Origin of the sequence: Methyloglobulus sp., assembly GCF_040079455.1 — a bacterium.
GTDB lineage: Bacteria > Pseudomonadota > Gammaproteobacteria > Methylococcales > Methylomonadaceae > Methyloglobulus.
On record NZ_JBEBKJ010000151.1, the window covers coordinates 1 to 3,880 of the forward strand.

At 38.3% G+C, this 3,880-nt stretch carries 4 protein-coding genes; all 4 read left to right on the forward strand.

Features of this window, described 5'->3' with window-relative positions; all coding sequences use genetic code 11:
• Window positions 1-194: 194 nt before the first annotated feature.
• Window positions 195-557, forward strand: coding sequence for a hypothetical protein (locus ABL924_RS18100; RefSeq protein WP_349028495.1), 363 nt, complete (start codon window positions 195-197; stop codon window positions 555-557).
• 177 nt (window positions 558-734) lie between these two features.
• A complete protein-coding gene (locus tag ABL924_RS18105; RefSeq protein ID WP_349028496.1) occupies window positions 735-1,124 on the forward strand; it encodes a hypothetical protein in 390 nt (129 codons plus the stop codon).
• Between the two features lie 162 nt (window positions 1,125-1,286).
• The gene (locus ABL924_RS18110; RefSeq protein WP_349028497.1) at window positions 1,287-1,655 is read left to right on the forward strand and encodes a hypothetical protein; all 369 of its coding nucleotides are present in this window, start codon (window positions 1,287-1,289) and stop codon (window positions 1,653-1,655) included.
• Between the two features lie 140 nt (window positions 1,656-1,795).
• Window positions 1,796-2,185: a hypothetical protein gene (locus ABL924_RS18115; protein WP_349028498.1), complete on the forward strand. Its 390-nt coding sequence runs from the start codon at window positions 1,796-1,798 to the stop codon at window positions 2,183-2,185.
• Window positions 2,186-3,880 lie beyond the last annotated feature (1,695 nt).

Here is a 3,880-nt window from a genome sequence, read left to right on the forward strand (position 1 = left end):
AGAATGACCGCAAAAAAGATGGGACGACCTGTTGGTTAGAGGAAGATAAAAAATAGATGAATAATTTAAATTTACTCTGACCCCATTTATTCTAATCAATAGTATTTTGTAAGCATTAATTTTATAAGTTTAAGGAGGCTGGGTTGTTATCAGACTATGAATACCAAAAGTTAATTGAGACAGAACACATTATTATGTCTATTTGGCTCGGTTTGATTGTGTTTGCCTTGGTAGCCACTTTGTTTAAATGCTATAAAAAAAGATTTGTGGATGATGTTGCCTATCAAAAGCATCGTCTTTTTTGGTTGCGCTTGGCTGTTCTACTGAACTTAATTGGGTCAATCTATACAACGGAAATTATTACTCATTATTTTGGCTACGTAAGCGAAAGTTTTAACCAAATATTTGACCTTGACCAGTTCTTGTATTTCATCGGTATTTTACCCAAAGAGTCATTGCTGTTTTTTATTCCAGTATTAATTTTGTTAGCCGTCAGCTTGATACCAGCAAAATTGCAAAATTGGCTGAGTAAGGCAATAAGGCATAAGCCGCAATAACCCCGTAAAGCTTAAATTAAATCCACTGCCATACCATGTTTTAAAGTTTCATTCGTTTATAAATATTAAAACTTAAAGAACTAACTATCTAATATAGCTATTCAAAACTATTGGTGTTATTCGTTGTTTTTAAGCCACAAATGATGACTGTATTTTTGAAAGATTAAGGAGACTTAAGTGCCTGAATTACCATATGAGGACATAGCCGCTGTTTACATTATTTGGCTCAGCTTGATTACGCTTGCCCTGATAACCAATTTATTCCAATGTTATAAAAAAATTTTTGTCGATGATGGCGTACACCGAAAGCATCATCGATTATGGCTTAGCTTCGCTATCCTGTGGTATTTGATGGGGTCAGCGTATATATCAGAAGCTATAACACATTTTTCTGGTTTTGTTAATCTAAGAGTTAACGGGGCTTTATTTTTTGACAATTTTATATATTTTGTCGGTATTACACTTAACTTTTTATTGGTATTTTCTATTCCAGTATTAATTTTGTTAGCCGTCAGCTTGATACCAGCAAAATTGCAAAATTGGCTGAGTAAAGCAACACATCCATAAGAATTACCATTTAATTTTTGGGTTAAAAATTTAGTTTAAAACAGGCCATAAGATGGGGTTTTCGGATAAATGCTATGACACGGTTATTCAAAACTCATAGGATTATTAGCAATTTTTAAGCGGCTTGTGATGATTTTATTTTTGAGAGACCAAGGAACATAAATGCAAGAATTACCCTATGAGAAGATATCCGCTGTTTACATTATTTGGTTTGGTTTGATTATGTCTGCCATTGTAATAACTTTGTTTCAATGTCATAAAAAAAATTTTGTCGATGAGCTTATATACCGAAAGCATTGTTGTTTTTGGATTAGTTTGACCATGTTTTGGTATTTGATTGGGACAGCGTATTTAACAACTATTGCGTTTATTAATTATGACGATGATTTTTTTCAATGGTTAGGACATGATTTCGTACAGTCTTATTTATGGGTTTTCCTAGCTCCTGTTTTAATATTGTTAGCCGTCAGCTTACTACCGGCAAAATTGCAAAATTGGCGAAGTAAAGCAATAAGGCATAAGCCGCAATAACCCCGGAAAGCTTAAATTAAATCCAGCGACTATTTTTGGCGCGAAAATTTTTTTGATACCCAGTTGAAAACCACTGTTACTCAACACGGTAGGTTTTATTCATTTCACTTACAAGGTTTTTTATTTTTAAGGAATCGCTTATGGGGCCTCCACCAATACCTGAAGAGGCAGTTGCAGTTATATTGTTCTGGATTAGCATCGTCGTTTATGCGTTAGTCGTTACTTTATATCAGTGCTATAAGAGAAAATTTATAGATAATGCTATTTGCCGCAGGCATTGTCGCTTTTGGCTTAGGTCGGCAGCGTTGTTCTATTTTATTAATTTTGCTGTTGCTTTATTTTTTGGGTCAACTAATGAAAATAGCCCACTTTATACGTTTGATAAAATTAATGTAGATAGTTTTTATTTACTCAAAGACCTGTTAAGTTTTTTGTTAATTCCGTCTTTAATGTTGTTAGTCGGCAGCTTGGTGCCAGCAAAACTGCAAAATTGGTTTGGTAAAAATGTGAAAGGCCGTAAGGCGGATTAGCCGCGCAACTTGGTTGGGTTTTGGTTTGTCACTTTTGTTTGGGCGCGGCGTAATCCGCCGAATGTGGCATACCCTTACCATTCGGCGGATTACGGCGCACGGAAACTCCTTACATATCTACCTGTTTAACTGTATGTGCGCCTAATCCGCCCTACGGCCCTTGGCATTGCAACACAAGGCAGCGACTTTGAATCGTCATGTTTCAATTTGTGCAGGGAGGGTAATACCTTCTATGAAGTTGATTCCGCACCAAATTAGGGTCAGGTTACTGGTATGGGCGCACAAAAATAGCGCATAAAAACAATTTATATTTTTTATGCTTGTTCCCAAGCTCCGGCTTGGGAACGCTATTTTTGGAAGCTCTTGCTTCCTTTATTAATGTTTGAAGCTGGATCTTCTGAGGCTTGGATTCCCAAGCTGTAGCTTGGGAATAAGCATTAATTGCCTAATAGTTATTTCGGAGATGGCTGGCATGTTTCTATTGGTCGTATGGCTGAACGCAGGCGTTTGCTGGTATCAAGCACCGTGAAATTAACAGGCAATTTAGTGGCCTTATAACCTGGAGTGGCATATGGGACTATACCTTCCCCCAGAATACATTGCTGTAGTTAATTTGTGGATCATCATGTTTATACTCGGTGTGTTATCGGTTTTGATAGCCTTTTTTGCCGGGGGTTTTAAACATGCAGTATCTTACCGGAGGTGTTGTCGCTTGTGGTGGGGGCTGGTTGGTATACTTTATGTATACGGCTGGGTATATTTTTGTGGCGAACACGGCTCTAGCTATAATTGCCTAATAGTTATTTCGGGGATGGCTGGCATGTTTCTATCGGTCGTAATTAGTGCCAGCAAACGAAGGGAGGCGCATCGTTCGTGTGTGATTTGTTTGCTCGATTGATGCGCCGCACGCCGTTTGGCACATCCTATGGCTCTGCCTTTTAGCACATTGCAACTTCGATAACAGCCGACATCCGAAAGGTTATTGCGCCTTTTTCAAACGCATCGGGATATGCGCGGTACGCTGTGAAAATGTAGGTTGTGAAGAGCTTGCGAATCCCAACAAACCGAACCCCAAAATGTTGGGGTTCGTACCTCACCGCCAACCTACAAAATACCCAACATACGGGATATGTTTAATTTTTCATGCGGCGTAATACGCTACGCTATTACGCCCTACGACCCTGATAAATAGCAGGCGGCATAGTTAACAGCAAAATAAAAATAATATGCTTTATAAATGATTTCCATCAGGTAACCATCCCCCCCCCCAAGTAAGAGCATGATACAACATCGCCGAAGTCACCGAAGCAACCAGCCAGAAAATTATGAAGCTTTCATAAAACTGCTGATTTTTAAAGCGTTGCTTAACATAAAATGGGATGGTTAATATTGTACTCAACCAAATGACATAATACGTGATCGAATAGGTCATTCTCACTATTTCTGAAAACATCTCTTCTGTGCCGAATAGCATGCTTGAATCCAGAACAACTGGAAAACCCAATCGCGATTTGAGCGAATAAAATAATATACAACCAAGTAGACTTGTTCCTAACAAACAGTAAATGTTTTTATGCTTAATGAAAGAATTGGTCATAGGGAACCTCTAATAATCCCCTCTCCCTCTGGGAGAGGGCTAGGGTGAGGGATATAATTGCTTGATTTTATTACCCTCATTCCGGCCTTCTCCCAGAG

Coding starts and splice junctions, on each gene's coding strand:
- ABL924_RS18100 (WP_349028495.1), top strand. CDS start 195: ATGTCTATTTGGCTCGGTTTGATTGTGTTTGCCTTGGTAGCCACTTTG.
- ABL924_RS18110 (WP_349028497.1), top strand. CDS start 1,287: ATGCAAGAATTACCCTATGAGAAGATATCCGCTGTTTACATTATTTGG.
- ABL924_RS18115 (WP_349028498.1), top strand. CDS start 1,796: ATGGGGCCTCCACCAATACCTGAAGAGGCAGTTGCAGTTATATTGTTC.